This window comes from Paenibacillus sp. P3E (genome assembly GCF_001909045.1).
Taxonomy (GTDB): domain Bacteria; phylum Bacillota; class Bacilli; order Paenibacillales; family Paenibacillaceae; genus Paenibacillus_AQ; species Paenibacillus_AQ helianthi.
Window position 1 is genome coordinate 116879 of record NZ_LVWH01000001.1, and the last position, 25926, is coordinate 142804.

Annotated in this window: 28 protein-coding genes and 1 pseudogene; 12 read left to right on the forward strand and 17 right to left on the reverse strand. The window is 49.6% G+C overall.

The features are described from left to right. The 4 genes from A3842_RS00525 to A3842_RS00540 all read left to right on the forward strand — a co-directional run bounded on the left by A3842_RS00525 (position 1) and on the right by A3842_RS00540 (position 3373). Positions 1-330: an ArsR/SmtB family transcription factor gene (locus A3842_RS00525; protein ID WP_074088310.1), complete on the forward strand. Its 330-nt coding sequence runs from the start codon at positions 1-3 to the stop codon at positions 328-330. A gap of 25 nt (positions 331-355) precedes the next feature. Beyond that, entirely contained in the window at positions 356-865 is a 510-nt protein-coding gene (locus tag A3842_RS00530; RefSeq protein ID WP_074088311.1) for an SRPBCC domain-containing protein, read from the forward strand. 213 nt (positions 866-1078) lie between these two features. Beyond that, complete coding sequence (locus A3842_RS00535; protein WP_083609418.1) at positions 1079-1789, forward strand: DUF421 domain-containing protein; 711 nt, start codon at positions 1079-1081, stop codon at positions 1787-1789. A 174-nt stretch (positions 1790-1963) separates the two neighbouring features. Then, a complete protein-coding gene (locus tag A3842_RS00540; RefSeq protein WP_074100070.1) occupies positions 1964-3373 on the forward strand; it encodes an alanine/glycine:cation symporter family protein in 1410 nt (469 codons plus the stop codon). Between the two features lie 92 nt (positions 3374-3465). Here A3842_RS00540 and A3842_RS00545 read toward each other — a convergent pair whose 3' ends face one another. After that, positions 3466-4176, reverse strand: a complete 711-nt coding sequence (locus A3842_RS00545) for an SDR family NAD(P)-dependent oxidoreductase (protein WP_074100071.1) — start codon at positions 4174-4176, stop codon at positions 3466-3468. A 90-nt stretch (positions 4177-4266) separates the two neighbouring features. Here A3842_RS00545 and A3842_RS00550 point away from each other — a divergent pair, with 90 nt between their 5' ends. Beyond that, positions 4267-4635, forward strand: coding sequence for a MerR family transcriptional regulator (locus tag A3842_RS00550; protein WP_256701384.1), 369 nt, complete (start codon positions 4267-4269; stop codon positions 4633-4635). A gap of 395 nt (positions 4636-5030) precedes the next feature. Here the strand turns inward: A3842_RS00550 and A3842_RS00555 are convergent, their stop codons facing one another. Further along, on the reverse strand, positions 5031-5435 hold the full coding sequence (locus tag A3842_RS00555) for a helix-turn-helix domain-containing protein (protein ID WP_074100072.1): 405 nt from the start codon (positions 5433-5435) through the stop codon (positions 5031-5033). Positions 5436-5522: 87 nt separating this feature from the next. Then, positions 5523-5873, reverse strand: coding sequence for a helix-turn-helix domain-containing protein (locus A3842_RS00560; RefSeq protein ID WP_074100073.1), 351 nt, complete (start codon positions 5871-5873; stop codon positions 5523-5525). A gap of 163 nt (positions 5874-6036) precedes the next feature. Here A3842_RS00560 and A3842_RS00565 point away from each other — a divergent pair, with 163 nt between their 5' ends. Next, positions 6037-6885, forward strand: a complete 849-nt coding sequence (locus A3842_RS00565) for a DNA-binding protein (protein ID WP_074100074.1) — start codon at positions 6037-6039, stop codon at positions 6883-6885. Between the two features lie 2 nt (positions 6886-6887). On the opposite strand, the gene A3842_RS00570 is transcribed toward A3842_RS00565, so the two are convergent. After that, positions 6888-7091 (reverse strand): hypothetical protein, encoded by a 204-nt coding sequence (locus A3842_RS00570; protein ID WP_074088318.1) that lies wholly within the window; start codon positions 7089-7091, stop codon positions 6888-6890. An 89-nt stretch (positions 7092-7180) separates the two neighbouring features. On the opposite strand from A3842_RS00570, the gene A3842_RS00575 reads away from it, so the two are divergent. Next, positions 7181-7552, forward strand: coding sequence for a RidA family protein (locus A3842_RS00575; RefSeq protein ID WP_074100075.1), 372 nt, complete (start codon positions 7181-7183; stop codon positions 7550-7552). A gap of 120 nt (positions 7553-7672) precedes the next feature. Here A3842_RS00575 and A3842_RS00580 read toward each other — a convergent pair whose 3' ends face one another. Continuing rightward, positions 7673-8806, reverse strand: coding sequence for an SMP-30/gluconolactonase/LRE family protein (locus tag A3842_RS00580; protein WP_074100076.1), 1134 nt, complete (start codon positions 8804-8806; stop codon positions 7673-7675). Between the two features lie 12 nt (positions 8807-8818). Next, positions 8819-9604 (reverse strand): SDR family NAD(P)-dependent oxidoreductase, encoded by a 786-nt coding sequence (locus tag A3842_RS00585; protein ID WP_074100077.1) that lies wholly within the window; start codon positions 9602-9604, stop codon positions 8819-8821. Between the two features lie 207 nt (positions 9605-9811). On the opposite strand from A3842_RS00585, the gene A3842_RS00590 reads away from it, so the two are divergent. Beyond that, complete coding sequence (locus A3842_RS00590) at positions 9812-10492, forward strand: TetR/AcrR family transcriptional regulator (RefSeq protein ID WP_074100164.1); 681 nt, start codon at positions 9812-9814, stop codon at positions 10490-10492. Continuing rightward, positions 10489-11235: a nucleotidyltransferase family protein gene (locus A3842_RS00595; RefSeq protein WP_074100078.1), complete on the forward strand. Its 747-nt coding sequence runs from the start codon at positions 10489-10491 to the stop codon at positions 11233-11235. The genes A3842_RS00590 and A3842_RS00595 overlap by 4 nt, the downstream gene beginning before the upstream one ends. Positions 11236-11387: 152 nt before the next feature. On the opposite strand, the gene A3842_RS00600 is transcribed toward A3842_RS00595, so the two are convergent. Next, positions 11388-12287: an SDR family oxidoreductase gene (locus A3842_RS00600; protein WP_074100079.1), complete on the reverse strand. Its 900-nt coding sequence runs from the start codon at positions 12285-12287 to the stop codon at positions 11388-11390. Positions 12288-12389: 102 nt separating this feature from the next. Between A3842_RS00600 and A3842_RS00605 the strand changes: the two genes are divergently transcribed. Further along, positions 12390-12776: a MerR family transcriptional regulator gene (locus tag A3842_RS00605; protein ID WP_074088324.1), complete on the forward strand. Its 387-nt coding sequence runs from the start codon at positions 12390-12392 to the stop codon at positions 12774-12776. Positions 12777-12968: 192 nt separating this feature from the next. On the opposite strand, the pseudogene A3842_RS00610 reads toward A3842_RS00605, so the two are convergent. Then, positions 12969-13247, reverse strand: a pseudogene (locus A3842_RS00610) (Tn3 family transposase); the annotation flags it as partial. A 328-nt stretch (positions 13248-13575) separates the two neighbouring features. On the opposite strand from A3842_RS00610, the gene A3842_RS00615 reads away from it, so the two are divergent. After that, positions 13576-14175 (forward strand): hypothetical protein, encoded by a 600-nt coding sequence (locus A3842_RS00615; RefSeq protein ID WP_074100080.1) that lies wholly within the window; start codon positions 13576-13578, stop codon positions 14173-14175. A gap of 99 nt (positions 14176-14274) precedes the next feature. Here A3842_RS00615 and A3842_RS00620 read toward each other — a convergent pair whose 3' ends face one another. From A3842_RS00620 to A3842_RS00635, 4 genes are all read right to left on the reverse strand, one after another. Continuing rightward, positions 14275-14859 (reverse strand): lysozyme, encoded by a 585-nt coding sequence (locus A3842_RS00620; protein ID WP_074100081.1) that lies wholly within the window; start codon positions 14857-14859, stop codon positions 14275-14277. Positions 14860-15009: 150 nt separating this feature from the next. Then, complete coding sequence (locus A3842_RS00625; RefSeq protein ID WP_178382270.1) at positions 15010-15204, reverse strand: helix-turn-helix domain-containing protein; 195 nt, start codon at positions 15202-15204, stop codon at positions 15010-15012. A 7-nt stretch (positions 15205-15211) separates the two neighbouring features. Continuing rightward, positions 15212-15367: a YvrJ family protein gene (locus A3842_RS00630; RefSeq protein WP_074100083.1), complete on the reverse strand. Its 156-nt coding sequence runs from the start codon at positions 15365-15367 to the stop codon at positions 15212-15214. Positions 15368-15370: 3 nt separating this feature from the next. Beyond that, complete coding sequence (locus tag A3842_RS00635; RefSeq protein ID WP_074100084.1) at positions 15371-15766, reverse strand: sigma-70 family RNA polymerase sigma factor; 396 nt, start codon at positions 15764-15766, stop codon at positions 15371-15373. 516 nt (positions 15767-16282) lie between these two features. Between A3842_RS00635 and A3842_RS00640 the strand changes: the two genes are divergently transcribed. Continuing rightward, complete coding sequence (locus A3842_RS00640) at positions 16283-17314, forward strand: zinc-binding alcohol dehydrogenase family protein (RefSeq protein WP_074100085.1); 1032 nt, start codon at positions 16283-16285, stop codon at positions 17312-17314. 125 nt (positions 17315-17439) lie between these two features. On the opposite strand, the gene tlp is transcribed toward A3842_RS00640, so the two are convergent. The 5 genes from tlp to A3842_RS00665 form a co-directional block, all read right to left on the reverse strand. Next, the gene (tlp, locus tag A3842_RS00645) at positions 17440-17664 is read right to left on the reverse strand and encodes a small acid-soluble spore protein Tlp (RefSeq protein ID WP_074088328.1); all 225 of its coding nucleotides are present in this window, start codon (positions 17662-17664) and stop codon (positions 17440-17442) included. 135 nt (positions 17665-17799) lie between these two features. Continuing rightward, entirely contained in the window at positions 17800-22035 is a 4236-nt protein-coding gene (locus A3842_RS00650; protein WP_074100086.1) for a sulfite reductase subunit alpha, read from the reverse strand. 37 nt (positions 22036-22072) lie between these two features. Beyond that, complete coding sequence (locus A3842_RS00655; RefSeq protein WP_074100087.1) at positions 22073-23305, reverse strand: MFS transporter; 1233 nt, start codon at positions 23303-23305, stop codon at positions 22073-22075. Positions 23306-23691: 386 nt separating this feature from the next. Next, positions 23692-24957 (reverse strand): sensor histidine kinase, encoded by a 1266-nt coding sequence (locus tag A3842_RS00660; protein ID WP_074100088.1) that lies wholly within the window; start codon positions 24955-24957, stop codon positions 23692-23694. Beyond that, positions 24957-25634, reverse strand: coding sequence for a response regulator transcription factor (locus A3842_RS00665; protein ID WP_074100089.1), 678 nt, complete (start codon positions 25632-25634; stop codon positions 24957-24959). The genes A3842_RS00660 and A3842_RS00665 overlap by 1 nt, the downstream gene beginning before the upstream one ends. Between the last annotated feature and the right edge of the window lie 292 nt (positions 25635-25926).

Here is a 25926-nt window from a genome sequence, read left to right on the forward strand (position 1 = left end):
ATGGAAACGAAGATATTTAGCGCACTAGCCGAACCCACCCGCTTGCGGATGGTAGAGATGCTGAAGGACGGGCCTCTGAGTGTAGGTGATATTGCCGAACGTCTCTCGCTCCGCCAGCCCCAGGCCTCGAAGCATCTGCGGGTGCTGCTGGAGGCCGGGCTAGTCGAGGTAGAGGCGCAAGCCAATCGCCGCAACTATAAGCTGCGGACGGAGCCGCTGGAGGTACTGGATACTTGGCTTGAAGCCTACCGGAAGATTTGGAGTGAACGCTTCGACAACCTGGATGACTACCTGCGGCAACTGCAATCCAAAGACAACGAACGACCATGAACTTTACTTTCAGGAGGGATTTGGAATGACCAACAAAATGATTTCCCGAGTAGAAGGCCTTGAGCTTGTTCTTGAACGTGTGTTCGATGCACCGCGTGAGCTTGTATTCAAAGTATTCTCCGAGGCAGAGCATCTGAAGCAGTGGTGGGGCCCGCGCGGCTGGATCGTTCCCTTCTGCAGTGTTGATTTTCGTCCGGGCGGGGTTTGGCATTACTGTATGAAGTGTGTCGATGAGCAGCAGGGTGATTTCTTCGGAATGGAATCCTGGGGCAAAGGCGTCTACCATGAAATCATGGATGGTGAGAAAATCGTCTACACCGATTACTTCTCGGATGCCGAAGGCAACGAAACCGAAGGCATGCCGTCCACGCTGGTTACGATGCTTTTTGAAGAATATGACGGGAAAACGAAGCTGGTAAGCCGATCAAAATATGACTCCGCGGAAGCGCTCAAAACCGTTCTGGATATGGGGATGGAACAAGGCATTACCGAAACCTGGGACCGCCTCGAAGAGCATTTGCAGTCGGTTCAATGATCTCTATGAACCCTCTGGATGTTGTTACCAGAATTGAACAGATGGAGTTGAAGCTTACCGAGTGGAATGCGATACCTTTTGGATTAAAAAGTGAAGACAGAGAACAATAGCCTCCTTCTCGACCTCCTTCTCGGCCTGCCTCCGGCAGGCTCTATTTGCGTTCCCGTTTCTTTTGTGTCCGTTTGGAAATAATGGGGGGGAGGAGGCTTGATAATGAACTATATAGAGATTCTGATGCGGACGGTTCTATCGGTGGGTCTGCTGCTGCTCATTCCCAGAATCCTGGGCAAGCAGACCCTTTCCAATATGACGTCCAACGATTTCGTGATTAGCATTACCCTCGGCTCCCTGGCGGCGAATCTGGCGTTCAATGTCAGTCTGAAGTCAACGTATCTTGTCCTGTCCATTATTGTGATTACGGCTATGTCATTCCTGCTCTCCTTCATTGCCCTCAAAAGCCGCCGCCTGCGCAGCTGGATCGCCGGTTCCCCCACGGTCCTGATCGAGGGTGGAAAGATCATGGAAGCCAACATGAGGAAGATCCATTATACGCTGGATTCGCTGGTCCAGGCGCTGAGGGAGAAGGAGATTTTTAATCTCGAAGAGGTCGAATATGCGGTGCTTGAAGATAATGGACAGGTCTCTGTTCTGAAAAAGGAAGCGTATCAGTTCGTTACGAAGCAGGATTTGGGGCTGGCACTGCATGCGCAGGCCTTCCCCGTAGAGCTGATTATGGATGGTGTGCTGGTGGAGGCTAACCTGAAACGGAATGGTCTGACCCGTGAGTGGCTGGAGACGGAACTTGGGAAGAAGCAACAGGGCAAGACGCTGGCAGATGTGTTCTATGCGGTAAAAGGCACGCAGCAACAGCTCGTGTTCGATTTCTATGAGGATGGAGTGGGGCAGCCGCTGGATCAGGAATGATCTCCTTCAGGGAAGCCATTCGCTTGTTCCATTTATCAAAGCTTGCTCATATGGAAGTATTTTGCATAACTTTTTTATTGGCTTTTGAAATTAGGACTGCTATATTTGAAAATGCTATGTTAGAGAGGGTAAGCAGCTGAGGTGTTGGCATAAAAGGATGAGAGGCGGATTTACATGCAACAAGTATTAGAGGGTATCGGTCTAACAAACGATTTTCTTTGGTCTAAGCTTCTGATTGTTCTTCTGATCGGTTGCGGTTTTTATTTCACCATTCGATCGAGATTTGTACAATTTGGCATGTTCAAAGAAATGTTCGTTGTGCTAAAAGAGTCCAATGCGAAGTCTACCAACAGCATCTCATCATTCCAGGCATTCTGTATCAGCATGGCAGCCAGGGTGGGGACAGGCAATATCACAGGAATTGCGATTGCCATTGCCTTAGGCGGGCCGGGCGCGGTCTTCTGGATGTGGGTGATAGCGATTATTGGTTCTGCATCCAGCTTTATTGAGAGTACTTTAGCACAGGTGTATAAAGTAAGAGACCAAACGGGATTTCGTGGGGGTCCTGCTTATTATATGGAACAAGGCTTGAAGAAACGTTGGATGGGATCTTTATTTGCCGTGCTGATCACGTTGTCTTTCGGCCTCGTTTTTAACGCGGTCCAGTCCAACACGATTACCGTTGCTTTTGAAAATTCATTCGGCACCAATCGTTTGATGGTTGGGCTTCTAATGGCTGTTGCGTTTGCAAGCATTATCTTTGGCGGCATCAAACGTATTGCCAAATTGTCTGAATATATTGTAGTCTTCATGGCCGTGATTTATATCGCCGTTGCCTTATGCATTGTGCTGATTAACATTACCAAAATGCCTGAAGTTCTGGCGCTTATTGTGAAGGGTGCATTCGGATTTGAGCAAGTTATAGGAGGGTCTCTGGGGGCGGTGATTCTGCAAGGTGTGAAGCGCGGTTTGTTCTCGAACGAAGCGGGAATGGGAAGTGCGCCGAATGCTGCAGCAACGGCAACGACAAGTCATCCTGTAAAACAAGGGCTTATGCAAGCATTCGGTGTGCTTACAGATACGTTGTTGATTTGTTCGAGTACCGCCTTCATTATTTTGCTATCTGATGCGTATAAGCAGCCTGGGCTGGATGGCATCAAGCTTACACAAGCTGCACTGAGCGAGCACATCGGTTCTTGGGCCTCTGGTTCTCTGGCTATCATGGTGTTCCTGTTTGCGTTCAGTACATTAATTGGAAACTATTATTACGGAGAAACGAATATAGAGTTCTTAAACTCAAAGAAGTCAGTAGTCATATTCTACAGATATAGTGTGCTCGCGATGATTCTATTCGGTTCGGTTGCCAAGGTTCAACTGGTGTGGGATTTGGCTGACTTATTTATGGGGCTCATGGTGGTAGTTAACTTGATTGCCATCCTTCTCTTATCCAAAGTAGCCTTTGCAGCCCTTCAGGATTACAAGCGGCAGAAACAGGCTGGAAAAGACCCGGTCTTTGTTAAAGACAGTATTAAAGGCCTGGATCACATTGAATGTTGGGAGAACGCTTCAGGTATGGAAGGGTAATAGATGGTTAAAAGCCCAGGGCTCCGGTAACGGAGCCTTTGTGTTGTTGGGCATTAATAGCCGAGCAGGTTACAGCACGTTCATTACCAGCATTACCACGCGTAAACCCCATTCACATCCAAAAACTCTCCGTTATGGCGTTTGCCATCCGTGGCATAGCCTACAATAATGGCCGCCCCAGCTTCTTTTGATTTCCCGCCTTCCGCATTACCATTCAGATCCGTCTTCGTGAAGCCGGGGGTTACTGCAAATACCTGGGCTTTGCTGTTTTTGAGCTCTATGGCCATGGCTACAGTCATCGCATTGTTTGCGGTTTTGGAGGAATTGTAGTCGAACGCATTCAGCGCATACTCCGAACTCTGCATGAAGTGAAGGGACGCCATATCGGTGGAGACATTCACAATCGTTCCTTCATTCTCTTTTATTAAGGGAAAAAGACGTTGATTCAAGCGGAAGGTTCCGAAGAAATTCACCTCAAAAGCGTTCCGCAAATGCTCCTCCCGGGTATCGCTGAATGAACTGGAGAAGGCTCCCGGCATGCCGGCATTGTTAATGATAAGCGTCACATCAGAATAGTTGTTGCGAAGGGTAACGGCTGCCTGCTCAATGCTGTCCAGATTCGTCATATCGATTTGCAGAAACTCCACGTCCAGCCCTTGGCGGGTTAATTCAGAAGCTGCGTCCTTCCCCCGTTCGAGGCTGCGTGCGCCAAGCAATACCTTCCATCCGGCTTCACCAAGCTGTCTTGCAATTTCAAAGCCGATCCCTTTATTAGCACCTGTTACAAAAGCGGTTCTTGTCATCTTCATCCTTCTTTCTGCAAGTTATGATCTATCCACAATTCGCAGCTTACTATGCTACACTAAGTGTAGGTCAACACTAAAAGTCAGGCGGTGAGCAAAATTTTTACCATTGGACAGGTTGCCAAAAAAGTAGGGATAAATATTGGCGCGATTCGCTTTTATGAACGAAAGGGTCTTCTGGAGCCAGTAGTCCGCAACGAGCAAAACAATCGCCTGTATACCGACGACGAGATTGGCTGGCTGATCTTTCTGAAATGCCTGCGGGAAACGGGAATGAGTATCGAGGAGATCAAGAAGTACCACGAGATGGTCAGAACTGGAATCTCTACCCTACCGGAGAGAACCAAGCTCATTGAGGAGCAGAAGCAGGCCCTTTTGGACGAAATTGAACAGAAAAAAGCTCAGCTCGTTCACCTGGAGCATAAGCTGGAGCGCTATTATCGCGGGGAGAATTATTAGGAAGAGGGCGGAGGTCGGAGAATGGAGTGGGGCTGGTGCGGTCAAGAACTCCGGCGGCACCAACAAAGGCGTGTGGATTCCATCGGGCTGCTTTACCTTGGACACAGATACCGTGCGGACAGGTTCAGGAATTACCTTCGGCACCAACTTCAACCCGCCGTCCATGACCGTAACTCTAACCATCAAGAACAACAGTGGCAAAGCCCAGAATTAGACCGTTACCGTATCCGGTAACACGCTCCAGGACAGCACTTACTCTGGCATCTTGATCGAGGAACCAGCACTGAACATCATGGTACCTATGCCTCGAATACAATTATCAGCGCTGGAACCAACAGGCAGTGTGGATGGGTAGCACTCTTCAAAAGTCTTCTGGACTTCTCCAACAATTTTCTTCAAGGCTTAACACTCAGTTCACTAACAGCAGCCGCATATTGATTGCTTCTTGCTGGCTTCTTCTCTTCCCACTCCATAACAGATTTCAGTACACTAAGCGCCATCTTCTGATCCTCCGAAGAGCGTTCAATAAGCAACTCTACAATCTGACTAAGCGCATCTTTTTGCTTCATGGGTCCGATGTAGCGGAACAATTCCTCTAAAGATAAGTCTATACCTCCAACTACTTTCTCCAAGGTCTCAAGCGTAAGGTTCTTTTCTCCGCGTTCGACTTGTCCTACATAATTCGTATGTAAACCTGACCGTTCTGCAAGCTGCTCTTGCGAGAGGTTCATTTCTTTTCGTAATCTTCGTATGCGTTCTCCAATTTTTTTTACAAGCTCTGACTTGGATTCATCTGGCATCTTGGCTCACCTCATAAGAGTAAAAAAGCCTAAAACAAAATAATGTTTTTGGCTTCTATCTGCTTTCTCTTCGGAGTTAAATTCGTCTTATTTAGTGTTCCTGTCTCTAGACATATCAAGAGTAGCAATTACTTCCCGATTAATCTTAGTGAGTGCTGCTATTTCCTCTGTACTTCTATCACTGATCAAAGTCATATGCTCATCTAACGCCTTACGGCGGTCAGTTTCATCCTCAAAACGGAAAATTTCTATAGCGGGGACTTTGAAGGCAGCTATTATTTTCTCCAGAGTCTCCAAAGAAATGTTGCGGTCTCCTCGTTCTACTCCACCTATGTAACTGTAATGAAGCGATGCTGCTTCGGCCAGTTGCTCTTGGGTCCATCCTTTTGCTTTTCTGAGCTCTCGTATCCGATTTCCTACACCTTCTGGTAAATTCATCTTATCACCTCCACTTAAGGTTAGAAGAGGTACACTGACCATTACAGACCATCAAGTGCAAACTTATTATTTGATTAATTGTACTTAAAAGTACTATTTATATTGACCAAATATATAATCGGCTATACAATTAACTGAAAATGGATAAAAAGGAGGCCCACCCATGCGCCCTTCCATTCTGAAATCACTCAAGCCGGATATTATGGTTGAAATGCTGGAAATGGCTTATCGCTTCGAGGATTGGGACAAGATGCTGAATACGGCGGGTATTCTGTACAGCTATGCGCAGTGCATCTATGAGGAGCGGCAGTATCACAAGGCTAAGAATCTTCCGGTACCGACTCTGGATACGGAGCGTCCACTGGTCTATTATTTTGGGTTCAGTCATCTGATGCGGGGCATCGTGTGCCAGAAGCAGGGGAAGTATGATGAGGCTAGAGAGTCCATATATCGCTATGCCGAGCTTGGCTGGATGGAGGATTTGGGGGAGGAAGGGCAGGAGATTGCCGAGGAGTTCCGGGTTCTGGCTCGTGCCAACTTATACATCGTGGAGATTCTGTCCGGCAAGACGGAACTACTGGAGGGGTACGCACGATTCTTACAGGATAATCCCGAGGAGTTGCTGCCGGGGCTTGGGACTGTTTTGCAGGCTGCGGTCCAGTACGGGCTTGATGTGGATGATCTGCTGCATATGTTCGCGGAACAGAGTGCCGGATTTGGGGAGTATGAGGATGCAGGCAATATTTCGCATTATTACAGCTATTGTTATCACTTGGCGTTATATCATGAGCGGGCGGGCAGAGTGCCGGAGGCGCTGGACTGGACGATACAATCTCTAATGCTGGCTCACCAGTCCAGTCATGACGGAAATTTCAAGCGTTGTCTGGCTCTGTTTGAAACATTGCGTGAAGAGATCACGGAAGAACAAGATCGGCGATATCATGAGGTGCTGGCGGAGTGTCTGGGGCAGGTTGTCTTGAAGCTCCCCGAACTGCGCCATGCGGGTGTCTAAGGTTAAGTTGTTTTCTTATTCAGCAAAAGAAAGATTATTCCGCCAAAAATAAAGCCGCTAAGCACACCCGCCAATATACATTTGGTCATACTGAGTACAATGTCCGATGACGTGCTGTCGGGGGTGGATACTATATTCACAATGAACAACAGGCTAAACAGGATGGATGTAATCAGAAAAGACTTAGATTTCAGGAATCGCTTCATGGTTCTCCCTCCCAAACCACGACATACAGCTGTCCGGTTTCCCCTCTATAATGAAAGTATCTTGAACTGATAAGGAGACGAGCACAGGCATGGGCGAGATCGTTAGGCATGATGTGAATGAGGAGTATGCGTATTCCGGATTTGTGGAGGCGGGGGATTTTATTTTCCTCAGCTTCTGTGTGGGCAATGTGGGGGGAACGGTGGAAGAGCAGGTGGAAGGTGCGCTGGATCATATGAGCGACCGCTTGCAGCAGGTGGGGTTAACGCTGGCGGATGTGGTGAAGGTGGATATTTTGCTGCGGGATGTGTGGGATATTCCGGTGATGGAGCAGGTGTTCCAGCGCAGATTCCAGGGCAAGTATCCGGCGCGGAAAACGATCTCCACGGAGTTCGCGCATGTCGGCGGGCCGGATGGACTTAAGGTTCAGATCGATGGTGTGGCGTATCGTCCACGCGCGTAACGTTTGGGCAGGAAGGAAATGCCCCCAATAACAATAGCAGCTCCTCCTGTACGGAGTGAGCTGCTGCTTGGCATGCCTTGAAGTAACAGCGGGGTGGATGAATATAACATTAACACTAACTTACGGATTCATAAGCACCCGATGAACGCCCTGGCTTCCTCCCGGTGCGGTTCCGAGATATAAATATCCGCCCTGGCTTACGGCAGTGGTGATGCCATACAATGTACCTTCAGGATCATGCCAGCTATTCACAAGTTCCCCTTCGGGTCCATATTCCGCAACCAGTCCATGCTTCACCGGCGCACTGGCTCCATTTAACATGGATTGTGGAACTTTGGACATTGTAGCTGCTAACCAGGGATGACTGTGCATGTAGTCGGCAAAAGACAAACGGGTTGTGAATACCCCTACCCAGAAATGTCCCTGCGCATCACGTGTGATGTTGTCCGGGAATCCAGCAATATTATCTGCAAAAATATCCGAGGTACCCTGCTTGGCCCCCTTCAGCCAGTATCGCGTCAGCTGATAATGATACGATTCGGCCACGAGCACGAAATCTTCTCCGGCAGACAAGGCTACCCCATTGGCAAAATATAAGTCCTCAAGTAAAACACTCGTCTGCTTGGTCTGCGGATCATATTTCAGCAATCGTCCATGTGGTTTGTTCTCGGCAATTTCTTTGAACATGACCTTGCCATAGTTAGAGGTATCCGAGAAATAGATCGATCCGTCCTGCGCAATGTCCAGCTCGTTCGCCAGGTAGATTGGTCCACCCTCCACTTGATTGGTCAGCACTTCAACTTTTCCCTTCGGGTCAATCGACAGCAGCCCTTTCTGAATATCTGCTACAATCAGATTCCCCGCTGCGTCGAATTTCAGTCCGTTAGGGGTTCCATGGGTATCGGCGAACACTTCAGCCGGCTGCGCTTTACCTGCCGTGTCAAAGGCTACTCTGTAAATTTTGCCGTCGGAGTCCCCCGTATATAGCCTTCCTTGTGCATCAAAAGTAATGAATTCCGGGAACTTCGCGCGGTCTGTAACCAGCTCTGCGGAGCTGAGCTTGCTGTTTTCTTTCCAGGGACCGTCTTTCTCAAAGGAAGGGGCGGCAGGCGCAGACCATACAGCTGGATCTACCGGGGCAGGGATCAGCAGAAAAACAGCGATTCCCAGCACAATTACCCCGAGCAGGGCTAGGCTCCATCTGCCGACCCTTTGACGTGTTGAACGTTTGCGTTGCTTTGGTTCTGTGGACATTATTAATCCTCCTTATTGTTTCTTGGGGCGAAGCATGCCCCCAACTAGTCGCAGACTCTGTCTGCGGGTCATGAAGCGGGAAATCTGGGCGCCCAGATAATTCTGGAATCCCGGAACAACGTACTGTTTTCCTTTTTTCATAGCGCGGAGGGTGACTGCTACTACACGCTCCGGCGTGTCCTTCGCACCGACAGAGGCATCCTCCGAGCCAACGACATTGAAGAAATTCGTATCCGTCGAGCCTGGGCACAGAGCAAAGAATTGAACGCCACGGTCACGATTCTCCCACCACAGGGCATCGGTAAAGGACAAGACAAAAGCTTTGGTAGCGCCGTAGACGGCCATATAAGGCAGCGGCTGAAAGCCTGCGGTAGACGATACATTGATAACAGCGCCAGCACCCCTGTGCAGCATCCCCGGAAGGAACAAATGAGTCATATCCACTACAGCGGCGACATTAAGCATCACTTCTTCATGCTGGCGCTCGCCGGAGACTTGCTCGAACAGACCGTGGGTGGCAAACCCCGCATTGTTGACCAACAGATCAATTACCAGGTTGAGTTGCTGGCACTTCTGATACAATTCTCCGGCAGCACCTTCGACAGATAGATCCAGGGGAATAACCTGGGTCTGAACCCCATAGCTTCGGGTCAATTCTGCTGCAAGCGTATCAAGTTTGCGTTTGGATCTGGCTACAAGCACCAGATGACTTCCTTCCTTGGCAAGTTGTCTGGCGAACTGTTCTCCGATGCCCGAAGAGGCCCCGGTGATCAGTGACCATTTTCCTTTAATATTCATAAGTTTCGCTCCTCTGATTACGATGTTTTGTTGTGGTAACACTGTTACCGATGTGAATCATCGTAACCCAAAGGGTCATCTGTGTCAAATCTTTTTTTTAAACTTACGGATCAATTGACAACCCTCCTGCAAATGGTTAGAATGCCTGGTAGAACGCAGTAACTATGTTTCCGGTCAACAACATGACATCCGAATGAGGTGATATTCATCCATAACGAAGACAAGCCCTCATCATCCACAGGGCGGGTACTAAAAACATATCAGGAGGCTCGTCTGCAAAATACAGAGAATCTCCGTAAGCTTGTGGTGGATGCGGCTGCGGACATTTTGCAGGAAGAAGGGCCAGAAGCTGTCACTGTGCGTAAAGTGTCGGAAAGAATGGGCTGCTCCACCAAGATCATTTACAGTTTGTTCGTCAATAAAGAGGGGCTGGCCCAGCAACTGTATCTGGAGGGCTGTAAATTGCTGGCTCAGGGTTTTGAAGAAGTGCCGCTGTCCTCTGACCTTTTGCAGCATTTGCTGGATTTGGGCGAAGCCTTCTGGCAGTTCGGGCAGGATCATACCAGCTACTACAAGCTGATGTTTGGAGGGGCTTTTGCCGAATTCAAGCCGGATGCAGAGAGTATGCAAGGGACGATGACAGCCATGAGCCGCTTGTTGAACCTAATCAGCACCGCCCAGCAGCAAGGACAGATATCGGACCAGGAAGAGACAGGGACCCTTGTCAGCATCATATGGGCTTCGCTGCACGGCGTAATCCACCTGTATATTGGCGGGTTCCTTGGCGATGCCGAAGCGGCCCATGCCGTATACAAGCAAACCATGGTGTTGCTGTCCCAATCGCTGTTTGCAGCACAATTGGTTCAGCAGAGGAGCGAACAGGAATGATCGCATTGATCTTGGCTGCGGGGTATGCAACCCGGCTCTACCCGTTAACGAAAGATACGCCGAAGCCGCTGCTGCCGGTTCAAGGAAGCCGGACGATTCTGGATTTGCTGATGGACCGTCTGGAGGTTCTGGAGGAAATTACGGAGATTCTGATTGTGACGAATGAGCGCTTCTTCCGTGCTTTTGAACAGTGGCATCTGCAGTATAGGGGGACGAAGCCGATTCGTATTCTGAATGACGGCACTTCTTCGCCAGAAGGACGGTTAGGAGCGATTGGCGATATCCAGTTTGTGATCGACCGGGAACAATTGTCGGAGGATCTGCTGGTGCTGGCGGGTGACAATGTGCTCGGATTTGGCCTTGAGGGGTATCTGAATTATTTTCATCAGGTGGACAAAGACTGTATTCTGGTCCGGACGGTGGATGATATTCGGGAGCTTCGCAGTGTTGGCGTGGCTGAGCTGGATGCGGAGATGCGGGTCCTTTCTTTGGAAGAAAAGCCGCAGTCGCCCCGGACGAACATTGGCGTATTTGCACTCTATATCTATAAGCGGTCTACGCTGCCGCTATTCTCCCGTTATCTCGCCGAAGGGGGCAACCCGGATGCACCGAGTTATTTTCCCGAGTGGCTGCATTCCCGTCAGGAGATCCGGGCGTACTACACGGAGGGCACGATTGACGATGTCGGCACCCCGGAAGCTTATGCGGAGATGCGGGATAGGCTGGGTAACGGTGAAGCCTAGACGGCAGGTGCGCTGAAAGATAGGAGTAAAGGGCTGGAGATAAGGGGTTTGATGAGTCTTAATAGCAGGAACAGCGGCAGTCCAGGAGGCAAAAGATAGCTCCCAGACTGCCGCTGTTTTATTTAAATAATCTATCCGTTTAAGTAAACTGTTCAGTTGTTGAAATAGTGGCCTTCTTCAAGATCTGCGATCAGTCCGTGATGTTCTGGCCGCCAGTTCAGGCGTTCTTGGGTAAGTGCGCTAGATGTCGGGTTATCGCGCCCGGCAAAAGCGCCGAGAAATCCGAAGTGTGCGTTTGCCTCCTCCGGCGGGATACTGACCACGGGCAGGTTCAGGTGGCGGCCGATGACACCGGCGATGTCACGGAATGGGATCCCTTCCTCTCCGGCCCCGTGCAGGCGAGATCCCGCCGGGGCGTGTTCCAGCGCCAGCCGGAAGAGCCGCGCCGCATCCAGCCGGTGTACCGCTGGCCAACGGTTTGTGCCGTCTCCGATGTAGGCGGACACCCCCTTGTCACGGGCAATGGCAATCAGTGCAGGGACGAAGCCCTTGTCTCCCTCTCCATGCACGGATGGTGAGAGACGGACGACTGAAGTCCGCACACCGCGCTCAGCCAGTGCCATGGCCAAGCATTCTGATCCGCCCCGGGGCAATTCGGCGCGGGCCACAGTTTCTTCTGTTCCGGTTTGTCCCGGCGGGAGCAGCATGGAGAGGATCATTGTTCCTGAGGTGATGACAAACGGCTTGCCGGAGCCCTCAAGAGCTGCTCCGATCGTCTCGACGGCACGAAGATCGGTAGCAACGGCACCGGCATAGTCCGAGAAGTCGTGCTTGTAAGCAAGATGAATAACGCCGTCTGCTGTGGCGGCGCCGCTGCGCAGACTCTCGAGGTCGTCGAGTCCGCCGTGATGCACTTCCGCGCCAGCCGCCGACAATGCAGCGGCAGCCTTGTCCGTCCGGGCAAGTCCGACGACCTGATGCCCGGCGCCGATGAGTTCAGGGATGACTGCAGAACCGATGAAACCTGTTGCTCCGGTCACAAAAACACGCATAGGGAATTCCTCCTAAATGAAAATGAATACTTGCAATTGAAATGATAAAGTATAGAGTGCACTCGATAGCAATAGGGCTAAAACCCATGCTACAATAAAAGTATGGAGAACAAATTTTCGAGCAAACAAGTTGCTGAAGAGACGGGACTAAGCATCCACACCCTGCGATATTATGAACAAATCGGATTAATTGACGGGATAGAAAGGGATGACAATGGATATCGCCTGTATTCCCAAGCCGATATGGTATGGTTTAAGGCTTTACATTACTTTCGGTCCATGGGAATGCCTGTACGGGAGATTCAGAAGTTAATGGCTGTAAAAAAGAGCGGGGTCTCAACCATAACGGCAAGACGTGAATTTATAGAAAATTATCGCGGGACAGTTATCGAGCAAAGGAAGGAACTGGATCTGAGGTTAGAAAAAGTCGATCAAAAAATCGATTTTTTCAAAAGACTAGAGTCCGCACAGCTGGAACTGGAGAGATGATGGGGACAAAGGTTACAGGTCCCTGCATATGAAGTTTCAAGAAAAGCCCACCTTTGGGTTTTTCTTTTTTTTGTTCGCTTACCCGGATTGAGGTATACATGAGCGTCTAAACAATCATCATACCCTGGAAATTTCTCGACTTCCAGACAACCTCGTAATAGCGCTTGAGCTTCTCCTCTGTTGGAACGTAGGGTAGCTTTTTGGATGATGTACGTTTTTCCGTCGCTGGTATCCCAGCAAATAACAGAAGGCAAACGCGACTTCGCTCTGCCCGTGGGAATCGGCGTAGTTCTTCTCGACTTCCATATCGGTACAGTGGCGAAGCAGTCCCTCCATCATGGCAGCGACTTTCGACGAGGAACATGATTTGAGTTGCGAGTAAATGCACGTTGAATTTTTCTCAACAGGCCAGTAAATCATCACGCCGCGGCCTCGGTACCGGATGTGCCATTCCGTCATGAGGTTCTGATCCTTTACTGATTATAGTGTGCGGAGGTATAAAGACAGGCGGGTTTCTCAAAATTTTTCGACTAAAAATAACTTGGGTAGGTTCAATTTGGGCCTATTGTTGTTTGTGATTTAGATAACATAAAGTTAACCTTATTCATAAATAATGTTAATTTTATGTCATTCATCGCTTCAATGGCTCTGATATAATTTCTGCTAGGTAGATGAAAGTAACAACTCAACCGGAACAAAATACTGAGGCAAAACTGATTTTTAATCCATAACGGGGATTAATTCAGTTAGCAAGCGAGTAAACATGCGATAACATAACTTTATAGTAGGAGTGTGAGATATGAAAAAAACATTATTGGCTTGTATTTTGATCATGTTGATGCTAGCATCGGCCTGTGGAAATGTTGAAACGACATCAAATCCAAATACTTCTAGTGAGCCTACACCTGAAACTAAGGAGGCTATTATTCCAAAAAACACATCCGATTATTGTACTGTAGATCGTATAAATTTGGATAGTGAAACTGAAAAATATTTCTATGGAACTTGGAAAGTTGAGAAGCTTTTAGGATTTGCAAATTCATATAACGATGCTTCTGAATATCCAACAGGGCAAAAATTTATTGGAGATGAAATTATAATCAAAAAAGACTTTTTTTCATCAAAAGGACTTAAAAATTATAGTGAATATCAAATTGAACTAAAAAATCCATTATATGAGGTCTCAGCGACATGCAATAACTCTCTCTCTTTTTATAGATTATATAAAATAGATATCCCAGACTTAAATGAAAATGATGTAGTTAAGGCAATAGTTATAAGTGACCCTTCTACAAAAATGGGCATACCTGTAAGTGTAAGTTTTTTTGTTGTTAATAACGATAGGCTTATCTTGTTATCAGAGGCAACTATTTTTGAACTTAAAAAAATTACTGATTAAATGAATGCGATTCTGAAAATGCTTGTGAATATATTTTTTTAAACAAGAAAGGCCAGCCTTTAGGCTGACCTTTCTTGTTTATGCCGTAAAACGATTATACTACAGTGTATATACTGGATATTTATGAGTATATTTTCTGCCTTTACAAAATAAAGTTGCTTCTTGATTTCTTCGTCTTTGTAAATTTCGATCATATGAAAATGCTTTGCTGACTAATTTTGAACAAGTATCAAGTTCATTTTTTGAAATTGGACCATGAAAATCTGGATATATTTGCTTATAATCAAGCATAGCTTTTACATCTTTGGTATCTAGCACCCCAGGACCTCCATTAAAAGTGAGCGAAACAAGGGCATCAAACTGAGATTGTGACAAAGACGGAAGCGACAAACTATTTACTGCCGTTACAGCATCTGCAGTATCTTCAGCAAAAAAAGTATTTGCCTTAGACTGAGAAATTGGTGAAGTATAACCTAGATTTAAAGAGCTTGATAGAGCATTAGCTTCTGCTTGGGTTAGAAGAGAATCTTTTGCATTACCTGTTGTATTTTTAGTATATGTTCTATTCCTTGTTATTAGATGTCCCCATCCAACTGTTGGATACCCAACAGGATCTCCATAAAATTTCAAAGAAAATCCCTCATGCGATTTGATAAGGTTTGCTCCACCGGTTCCTAGATTCATAATAATCACTCCTGAAATTAATAGTAGTAAAAGAACAATAGGGAGGAATCATAGACAGAGCACCATTCCCAAGTTTTCTGCAATGCCGTATTGCCTTCACATATATATAAAGAGAAATGAGTCTCTTTTTTTACAACCACTCTCCAAATTTTATTTCAACTCACTAATATCAAAAGCTTGTATCACCTCAATCATTTTGACATAGAGTTCCTGTTTTAAATCATCTTGATGATCGGCGGGTACTTGTCGCAAGGAGGCTTTGATCTTTGGTGTGAAAGATTCTAGGATATTTAATGTTGCCTCCTGATCGTGGTGTTGCTGTGCTTGTACTAAAAGTTCGGCCAACAAAAAATCACCGCTTTACGTTTTTTTGTATTTCATTTTTCAAGCCATTAATGGCATCGCTTAGATCAGATATTTTTTTTTCAAAACGAATAAGTAGATACAAAGTAATTGCAATCGGGAAGCCTAAATTAGCAATAAAAGTAGCAATGTCACCCTCCGTCATAATTCATCCTCCTTCCGTTAGTAAGCTGCGCAATTTAGTTAGAGCTTTTAAGCGGTGTTTCGAGACATTTTGTTGGGATACTCCCAATATTCTGGCTATTTCCTTGTCATTTAGTGCTTGTACATAAGCCAAAGATAGAATCTGTTGTTGTTGTGCTGAGAGGGATTCATAAGCTTGATAAAGTGAATGATCCGTAATGTGATCTTTTAAATTTGGTGGCACAGATTCTGAATCATGAACAGTAAGTAAGACAGATTCTAGGTTTTCATCGTTGTTTAAAGTCAGCGGGAATCGGCTGTCCTTCATTCGTCTCCTTTTGTCATAATTGATAGAGTTATAGTGAATAAGATTGGCCATATACTTGATAAAACGACGATTTACCTCATCATCCTTATTCAATATAAGGCCCCCTTTCTTATGAAGAGATTGCCCCTACTTAATAAAGAGAAATGAAACAGTGTTTTTACAACCAATCCCCAAATATAAGAACAGGTGTTTTCATTCATTATCATTAATAGAGCCAAGGGCAAAGTCGTATCTAGGTAAATCAGGGAAGGCATGGAGGCATCATGTCCGCTCTGCGTTGTTGCGCTCCCATCAACCAGCCATGCATAAAGGCAGCACCATAAAAAAAGAACCGGCATACGATACGCCAGTTCTTGAAATAGAAGACACCAAAAAGGGTAAACCTCCTAATCTTGGGATGGTTACCTTTTTAAATGGTTAATATATAACCATTTACTTTGCGTGTAGTGTCAGCTTCGCTGGTACTACCCCTAGAAGTTGGGGGAACATACAGTATACGTTTTGATACTAGATCACAATAATGTGCGTACTTCCGGAAATGTGGTGTATACATTAAACTGCCAGTATAAGCAAGTTAGCACGTAACCCCATTCAAAGGAGAGAATGACAATGACGAAGGAAACCATGAAAGCCGTTGGCCTGTATAAATATTTGCCCATTGAAAATCCGGAGAGTCTGATCGACGTGGAAGTGGACAAGCCGAGCCCGACGGGCCGGGATCTGCTGGTGAAGGTACAAGCGGTCTCCGTGAATCCTGTGGACTATAAAGTCCGTTCACCCAAAAACCGTGAGGAGAGCGTACCGAAAGTGCTGGGCTGGGATGTTGCGGGCGTGGTTGAACAGGCTGGCCCGGAATCCACCTTGTTCCGTCCTGGTGACGAAGTGTACTATGCCGGAAGCATTATACGTCCCGGTGGGAACAGCGAGTTTCATCTGGTGGATGAGCGGATTGTTGGAGTGAAGCCGTCCACGCTGGACTTTGCACAGGCCGCGGCTTTGCCGTTAACCTCGATTACCGCCTGGGAAAGCTTGTACGACCGGCTGGGCGTTTCCCTGAATAAGGCTGACAATGCAGGCAAGACGCTTTTGATTATCGGAGCAGCGGGTGGCGTGGGATCGATTGCCATACAATTGGCGAAGAACTCTGGCCTGACGGTTATTGGCACCGCATCCCGGCCGGAATCCGTGAGCTGGGCGAAGGCGCTTGGAGCGGATCATATCATCAATCATTTCGAGGCGTTCGTTCCGCAATTAAAGGCTGCCGGATTTGACCAAGTGGACTATGTGCTCTGCTTGAACAGCACCGGGAAGCACTGGGCGAATATGGCCGAGGCGATCGCACCCCAAGGCAAAATATGCTCGATTGTGGAGACGGAGGAATTACTGAACCTGACCCTGCTGAAGAACAAAAGCGTCACGTTCGCCTGGGAATTGATGTTCACCCGCTCCACCTACCAAACGCCGGACATGATAGAGCAGCACAAGCTGCTGAATGAAGTGGCACGCCTCGTGGACGAAGGTGTGATCCGGACGACGACGAATGAAACGCTGAGGCCCATCAATGCGGAGAATCTGCGTAAGGCACATGCCATGCTGGAAACGGAAAGAACGGTCGGTAAAGTGGTTTTGGAAGGATTCTGATGAATTGCGATTCATGGAGTATTGGATACAATGGTCTGTAGACTTCATTACCTAAGCGAAACGGCGGTTCGGCCCGGAATGATCCGGGAGAACCGCCGTTTTCGCTTGAACTGGCATTTACTATACTACTCTTCGGAATGCGCGGCTTCGTCCTTAACTTCCTCGCGGAAGCCCTTAATGCTTTCTTTACGGCGTTCGTTCTTGGCTTCGATCTGTTCACGTTCTTTGCTGCTGATTTCAGAAGAGAATTCGTTCAAATAGTCTTCAGCTTCATGCAGGTTCTGCATGGTGTGCTGAATGCTTTGCTGTAAATGCTCAACATTGTCTGCCCGGTTATCCGGCTTTGCCATTGGTGGATCGCCTCCTGTGATTAGCGCGCCGCAAGGACGCTAACCTGTAGGTTGAGCGTTGCCGGACGATTTTATGCATTATTTTTCCTTGTAATCCAACATTCTTATGTGTGCACCCGCTGATCCATAGTCTGCTTAATAGACATCCCGCGCATACTGCTTGGTTAAAGACATTTCTTGTACATAATGATTCGCTTCATCCGCAGTCATACCGCCGTGCTTCTGGATTACTGTCTTCAGTGCGGCATCTACCTCGTTGGCCATTTGCTGGGCATCTCCGCATACGTAGAAATGCGCGCCTTTCTGAAGCCAGGCCCAGAGTTCGGCTCCATGCTCAAGGATGCGGTGCTGCACATAGATTTTGTCCGCCTGATCACGCGAAAAGGCAGTATCCAGCCGATGTAGAAAGCCTTCCTTCCGGAGAGCTTCAAGCTCATCACGAAAATAAAAATCACGGTCTTCCCGCTGTTCCCCGAAGATCAGCCAATTCTTGCCCTTCGCCCCGGATGCCTTCCGATCCTGAAGGAAGCCGCGGAATGGAGCGATGCCTGTACCCGGTCCGATCATAATCATCGGGGCATTGGGATTGGCCGGCGGGCGGAAATGGGCATTCTTGTGAATGAAAATGGGAATGTCCGTATCCTCTGTAGCGAGGTCTGCGAGAAATGTGGAGCATACTCCCTTGCGGGCGCTGCCGTTGTTCTCGTAGCGAACGGTGGACACTGTAATATGGACCTCGTTCGGATTGGCTTTCGGGCTGGAAGAAATCGAATAGAGGCGGGGCTGTAAAGGCTTGAGCTGTTCCAAAAGCTCCTGTGCGCTGAGGGAAACCGGGTATTCCTGCAGCACATCGATCAGCTGACGGCCCCACAGCCATTGCTTGAGGTCCGCCAGGTTCTCACTGTCGAGGAGTTTACTTAACCGGGCATCCTGAGTACGGTCCCGGATGAACCGGAGCATATCCGGTGTCACCCGGGCAATCTCGAAATGACGTAGTAGTGCTTCGGTTACCGGCATTTCTCCCTGGCCTTTGACCCTTACCGGGGTAGAGGGCTCAATGTCCAGCGTATCCAGCAGATTACGGGCCAAATCCGGACAATTGGCAGGCCACACGCCCAGCGCATCGCCTGCTTCGAACTTCAGTCCGGCAGGCGTGAGGTCGAAGGCGTAGTGGCGGGTTTCTTTTTCAGATCCGGCTTGGTTCAGATTCTGCTTGAATAGCAGGCGTGAAGGTACCGGGTGGTTCCGGTGATATCCGCGTGGTTCCGAACTTGGGGCAACCTGAGCGGATACGGCAAGCTGAGAGGACGAGTTATCGCTTGCTGCGGCAGGTACACCGGGCTTTGGGCTGCTTGTAAATCCGCTCAACAGTGCAGAGATATCATTCGTCCATGCATCCACCTGCTCCTGAAAGTCTGTATCGCAATGGGCACAATCAAGCAGCCGCTGTGCGCCAAGCTCCGCGAGACGGGTGTCCAGATTCCGCCCGAAGCCGCAAAAGAGATCGTAATTGGAATCCCCGAAAGCAAGCACGGCATAATGCAGATCCTGAAGCTGTGGGGCATTCTCTGCCTTGAGCGATTGGAAGAAGCTTTCTCCATTGTCCGGAGGATCGCCGGCTCCGAAGGTACTGGCGATGAACAGGACAAACCGGTTCGCTGTCAGATCACTCACGGCATAATGATTCATATTTACGAGCTGCACATCATAACCGGCTTGTTGTAGCTTTTTGGCGCAGTCAATGGCTGCATCCTCCGCATTTCCGGTCTGCGAGGCCCATAGGATGGTTACGGGAAGCTTGGTTGTTGTGGCACTGTCCGGGAATGGAGCGGTCTCTGATGGAGCTGAACCCGATAACGGTTCAGTTCTGGAGTAAGCTTCTACTCCGGGTACCGAAGTCCGGGAGAACATACCCGCGAGCAGGCCATCCACAAAGAAGCGGGTGGGTGCTTCAAAAGGCGCGGTGGGCGGCAGAACCGGAATGCCGGATACGGACCGGCCAGCCTCGGTGCGCAGGCTAGTGATGAAGCCGGACAGATAAGCCTGTTCATGGCGATCCAGAGTCAGGGCGGCAGGGGCTTCAATCCCAAGCACGCCAGCGAGCGTGTCTAGCTGCTTCATCGTTATGGCCTCCTTCGGGCGGGCGGTCTCAGCGCCGGCTGGGGTTGAAGCCGGATTGCTGTCCATATCCGGCGTATGCAATTCCCCGGCGGGCTGGCCAGCCGCCTTGACGAGTGACACAGCGCAGAATTTCAACTCGGGCTGTAAGGACATAGGGTCAACGGCATCATTGGTAACGTCATTGACCGCCAGCTGTGAGCCAAAGACATCATTCCAGTGAAAAGGGGCAAAGCAGTTCCCGGGGCGCACACGGTCTGAAAGGACCGCCGGGAGAATGGCCAGCCCCCGCCGCGAACGCAGCTCCACCGGCTCCCGGTCTTTAATTCCCAGCACCCCTGCGTCTTCCGGGTGAATTTCCACAAAGGGCCCCGGGTTCAATTTATTGAGCTTTGGAACCTTGCCTGTTTTGGTCAGCGTATGCCACTGGTGCTGCAAGCGACCGGAATTCAGCACAAAGGAGTACTCGCTGTCCGGCATCTCTGCAGGCGGCATATACGGACGTGCCCAGAATACGGCTTTCCCGTTTTCTGTCGGGAACACGATATCCGGAGAACTGTCACTTGGACGCTCACTTCCGTCAATACCGCCCTGACGGTTCAAATACCTGATGGGGTTCCTGTCATTCTGGTGATCCGGCGCACTAGGCCATTGTACTGGTGTCTCCCGAAGCCGTGCGTAAGTCGCCCCGCGCAGGTCATATCCTGTTTTCGGATTCCAGGCTTGCTGGATTTCCGCATAGACCTCTGCCGAAGAAGAGTAGGAAAAAGCCTCCGCATAGCCCATTTCAGTGGCGACCCGGGCGATAAGCTGCCAGTCCGGCATGGCCTCTCCGGGCGGCTCGACGGCTTGCTGCATCAGGGTCAGGTTGCGCTCCGAATTAATCATCACCCCTTCACCTTCAGCCCATAAGGCTCCGGGCAGCAGGATATCCGCATACCGGTTGGTCTCGGTATCCAGGAAGCTGTCCTGGGTAATAACCAGCTCAGCCGCTTCCAGGGCAGCGATGACCTTCTTGCGGTTGGGAACGGTAGCGACCGGATTAGTACAGATGATCCAGCAGGCTTTGATCTTGCCTGTAATCATGCTTTCGAACATGGAAATGGTGCCGCCGCTGACATCCGTTCGAAGAGTGCCTTGGGGGATTTCCCACAGCTTCTCTATGAAGCTGCGGTCAGCCTCAGACACCAGAGAACGCTGTCCGGGCAAGCCCGGCCCCATGTAGCCCATCTCCCGTCCGCCCATGGCATTGGGCTGGCCGGTGAGGGAGAAGGGGCCGCTCCCCGGACGGCAGATAGCTCCTGTAGCCAGATGCAGGTTGCAGATGGCATTCGTGTGCCAGGTGCCGTGGATGCTCTGGTTGAGACCCATAGTCCAGCAGGACATCCACTCCGGGGCCTCACCGATCCAATCAGCCGCCTGCCGGATATCCGCTTCCGGGATGCCGGTAATTTCGGAGACTTTATCCGGCGGATAGTCCTCCAGGAATGCCTCCATACTCTCAAAACCCGAGGTGAACCGGGCGATAAAGTCCGGATCTGTATGTCCGTTCTTTACAAGTAAATGCAGCAGCCCGTTCAGCAGGGCGAGATCCGTTCCGGGTTTGATCTGCATGAACAGGTCTGCTTTCTCCGCAGTAGCCGTCCGCCGGGGGTCCACGACAATCAGCTTGGCTCCGCTCTTGACCTGGTCCATCATCCGCAGGAACAGAATCGGATGACAATCGGCCATATTGGCACCGATAACGAAGAACACATCCGTTTGATCCATATCCTGATAAGAACCCGGAGGCCCATCCGCTCCCAGGGAGAGCTTGTAGCCGTTGCCGGCACCTGCCATACACAGACGTGAATTGGACTCAATATTCGGTGTCCGGATGAAGCCCTTGGCCAGCTTGTTAATCAGGTACTGGGCCTCCAGCGACATTTGGCCCGATACATAGACGGAGAGGGCGTCCGGACCGTGTTCCTCCAGAATGCTGCGCAGCCGCTGCGCGGTTTCGGTGATGGCTGTATTGATTTCCATTTTTACAGGTTCAGTTCCCCGGGAAGGGCGGCTGTAGGCATACTCCATCCGGCCGGATTCGGTGATCGCGGCGGCTGCCGTACTGCCTTTGGTGCACAGCCGGCCGAAGTTGGCCGGATGCTCCTTGTCTCCGGTGATTTTGACCACCCGGTTATCCGATACTTCGAGTACGATCCCGCAGCCAACCCCGCAGTATGGACAGACGCTTTTGATTAAGCCAGTTGTCATGTGAGTTCACCGCCCCGAAGTTTTCTGTACAAGCTGATTAGAAATTAACCCCTGATTCCGCCTTCGCCCAGGATTTTCTCCAGGATCTGGTGACCGCGAAAAAGATAAGGGTGGTAAGGAGGACAATGGAGCCGACCACCAGAAATCCGGTGACCTGTGAGCCTGTGGACTGCTTCAGCGGGCCCAGGACATACGTCGGCAGCAAATATCCGCCAAGACCTCCGGCAGCACCGACAATTCCGGTAATGACTCCGATCTCGCTGGAGAAGCGCTGAGGGATAATCTGAAAGACCGAGCCGTTCCCCATCCCGAGGCAGGCCATCATTACGCTGGTATAGAGCAGCATCACCAGGAATGAGCCGGGCATGGATGCAATGGCAAACGCACATACCGAAATGACACTGTACAAAACAAGAAGCAGGCGCATGCCGCCAATCCGGTCCGCGATCCAGCCGCCTAAAGGCCGGAAGAAGCTGCCCGCAATAACGGTGATGGTGACCAGGTATCCCACCTGAATTTTGGTCAGGCCCCCGGAGTGTACACCGTCGCCGTACACATCATAGAAGAAAATGCTCGCATAGTTGGCGAATCCGACAAACCCGCCGAAGGTAATGGCATAGAACATCGAGAACCACCAGGTATCCGCATGTCTGAAGACGCTGAGGTAGTCTTTGAGCGGTTTGGGCGCAGGGGCATTCGGGGCATCCTTAGCCAATATGGAAAAAACAATCATCACGATCGCCAGAGGAATCAGCGCAATCCCAAATACACTGTGCCAGCCGTAGGCCTGGGCGATCTGCGGCCCGAAAAAGGTAGCCAGCGCGGTTCCGCTGTTCCCTGCGCCGGCAATGCCCATCGCCAGCCCCTGATATTGCGGGGGGTACCAGCGGCTTGCAAGAGACAGCGATACGGCAAAGCTTGCGCCTGCAAAACCGAGCAGGAATCCGATCATATGAATCTGCAGCAGGCTGGTTCCGCCCAGCCATCCCCACAGAAGAGGGATAACGGTGAGGAACATCCCGAGCAGACCTGCCTTTTTACTGCCGATGCGGTCAGCCAGAATGCCCATTGGAATCCGGAATATCGAGCCGCCGAGGATAGGAATGGCGACCATGGCTGCTTTTTGGGTATCCGATAATCCGAAGTCCTTGGTAATGTAGAGCGATAGAGCTCCGCACAGCACCCAGATCATAAAGCTTACGTCAAAGTACAAAAAAGCTGAGAACAAACTCGGGGCATGACCCGCCTTGCGAAAACTCTTTGCTTCCATTGCTGACATCCTCCTTTAATTGAACCCCAAGTAAGTGAATCGACAAAAAAGGGCCGACTGACAGAACCCGCAGACTCGCGGATCTTGTTAATCGGCCCCGTTGCCAATTGCAGCCACGTCATCGTGACTGACTGTATAAGTGATGTAAGAATACCGGTGCAACAAGCTATCCGTCCACAACATTGTGGGCAGAAACGGCCTGCGTCCTTCGTTGACACAATGTTGTGTCGTTGAAATCTTATATTGTCAATATAATTAGCTCGATAAGAAATGTCAACAACTATAACATAAAAATTTAAAAATATTAATTTTTATGCTTATAATAGCCTGATTAATGGATTTTGTGTTATATAATCTAACATAACTATGCAGGTCTTTGCTGCCTCTCAAGAGAGCTGCACATAAAATGAAGTAGACTCCCCGGCCACACTTTTGGCATAGATTTTCCCCTTGTGCTGATCCACAATCGACTTGGCGATGGCGAGGCCCAGGCCGTAACCGCCCTGCTTACGCGCTCGGGAATTATCCGTACGATAGAAGCGGTCGAAGATACGGGTCAAATGCTCCGCAGCAATGCCATCCCCGGTGTTCGAGACGCACAGCAGCACATCGGTATTCTGTTTTTTTAGCGTGACCGCTACCGAGCCCTTGGGATTGGTGTATTTCACGGCGTTATCCAGAAGAATCATGACCACCTGCATGAGCTGTTCGCTGTTGCCCTGCACGGTCAGGTCCGGTTCGATATCATATTCGAAAGAAATATGCTTCTCAAAAATGACGGCCTCCATGGTCAAAATGATATTCTCTACGGCATCGCTCATATTGAGCCTGCTGTGGATCATGCTTGTCCGGGTATCGTCCATTTCCGTCAGGTAGAGCAGATCATTGGTCAGCCGGGTCATCCGCTCCGTCTCCGATTTGATATACTGCAGCCACTTCGCCTGATTGCCGATCGTATCGTCACTGTTCGACAACAGCACGTCGGCATTGGTATTGATGATCGTCAGTGGTGTCTTCAGCTCATGGGAGGCATCGGCGATGAACTGCTTCTGCTTGTCAAAGGCTTCCCGGACCGGCGCAATTGAGCGGTTGGCGAAGAAGCGGCTGGTGAAGTAGAGAATGATCAGCATCAGAATGCCGACAGCAGTGAAGGTATAGATCAGGTTGGTAAGGATTTTCTGCTGGGCAGTGATATCCAGGAAGACAATGACTTCCCCGCTGCCAACATGCTTGACCGTGAAGATCCACCGGCTGTCATCCAGGGTGAAGCGTCCAATATCCTTGCCTACGCTAAGGGCCTCCTTCAGCGCAGCCGTATAGAATTCCTCGTCCATTGTAAATTTGGATTCCTTATCGATCAGCTTCCCGGTTGAGTCGGTAGTCACCGTGAAGGAAATAGAGCGCTCTGGCGGCTGATCCCCGCCCTGCATCGGCCCGTTGTCTTTGGGCGGAATTCCGTCAGCGGAGCCTGGATGACCTGCATCGCCCGGGCCCTTCTGCTGGTAGTCAGCAATCCGGTGCAGATCCATATTAATGTCGTTTTTCACATTCAGGTACATGATCACATAGATCGTGGCGAAGGCAATCAGCATCATTACAGAGATGGTGGTCAGATTAAGAATTAAGAACCGGTTTCTGAGCTTTGTGAACATCAGCAGGTCACCTCTAATACATAGCCGACGTTTCGGATCGTGTTAATGCGTACCTCCGAGTTCAGGAAGGTCAGTTTTTTCCGCAAAAAAGAGATGTATACCTCCACGTTATTATGCTCTGCCTCGGAGTCGAAGCCCCACAGCTTCTCAATGATCTGCTCCTTCGAGGTTACCGCCTGCTTCCTCAGGATCAGCAGCTCCAGCAGCTCGTTCTCCTTCAGATTCAGCTTGATCTCCTTGCCCTTTACAGAGAGCCGCAGGTTCGCCGTATTCAGCTCTATATCCCCCAGCTTCAGGGCATCATCCGGGATGACCTCACCTTTGCGCCGCAGCGCCGCACGTATTCTGGCCATCAGCTCCTCCGACGAGAAGGGCTTGGCAATATAATCATCGGCTCCATAATCAAGCCCCGTCACCATATCGGTAATCTCACCTTTGGCGGTCAGCATGATAACAGGCGTGGATACGCCTTCGCCGCGGAGCTTCTTCAGCACGGTGATTCCATCCATTTCCGGCAACATAATATCCAGCAGCAGCAGGTCATAGATCCCGCTCTGTGCATAGTCCAGCCCCGTTCTTCCGTCATGGACCGCGTCCACGGAATAGTTCTGTTTTTTCAATATTTGAGTCAAGGCTTCCGCCAGATGCACTTCGTCTTCCACTATTAATATCCTCATGGGTATGCCCATCCTCTGCCTAGAAAGTTTGCTGATTACTTAAGCCATTATAGCAAGCTTACCTTTAACCAACCTTAACCGGATTTTCTGTGCAGGTGCGCTATAGATGAAGAATCCTGGGAGCACAGCCCATTTGTTAAGCCAATGTAAAAAGATCAAGGGGGTGTAAACTCATTTAAGATTCATTAAAGGTTCCGGGACTAAGATACATTCATAAGCAAGCGGGACACACATGGAACACACACATACAGCACATAAAAGCACTTATGAGACACTCCACTACGAAAGGATC